Source organism: Pseudomonas sp. NY15372 (assembly GCF_048068215.1).
Lineage (GTDB): Bacteria > Pseudomonadota > Gammaproteobacteria > Pseudomonadales > Pseudomonadaceae > Aquipseudomonas > Aquipseudomonas guariconensis_A.
Window position 1 is genome coordinate 1 of record NZ_JBLUPY010000084.1, and the last position, 528, is coordinate 528.

Consider the following 528-nt stretch of genomic DNA (forward strand, 5'->3'; position numbering starts at 1 on the left):
AGCGAGGGAACCCCGGAGCGCAGCGCAGGGGCCGGATGCAGGAGCCAGCGGTTTTTGCCTACTTTTGCCCAAGAGCAAAAGTAGGTCGCCGTAAAGGCGAAAAGGTGAGTGCGCGCCGCCATGGCGAATGGATATTTCGCTATTTTCAATGCAGTCGATAAATTGTTGGTTTTGACGTAAGCGCGAAGTCCATTTGCGATGGCGACGCTTATTCACCTTTCCGCCTTTACGGCGGGTCACTTTTTGTCAAACGCGACAAAAAGTAACCAAAAAACGCTGGCTCCTGCATCCGGCCCCTGCGCTGCGCTCCGGGGGTCCCTCGCTCCAGCCTCGCTCCGGTGGGGCGCGGCGAAGGGCCATCCATGGCCCTGCGCTGCTTGCCAGGCATCCATGCCCGGCACCCACCTCCGTAATGCCTCCACTCGGCCTCCTGACGTCGCGTTTGGCGGCGCCTGGGCTATCGCGTATCAAGAGCAACAGAAGGGCTGCTTGGTAGGATCATGCCTCTGCTGCTGTTGTGAGCAGGAT

1 protein-coding gene is annotated in these 528 nt (G+C 59.5%); it reads right to left on the reverse strand.

The window, feature by feature from the left end:
- Positions 1–216: hypothetical protein (locus ACNFG0_RS22840; protein ID WP_416766530.1), on the reverse strand; the 216-nt coding region annotated here is incomplete at its 3' end.
- Positions 217–528: the final 312 nt, after the last annotated feature.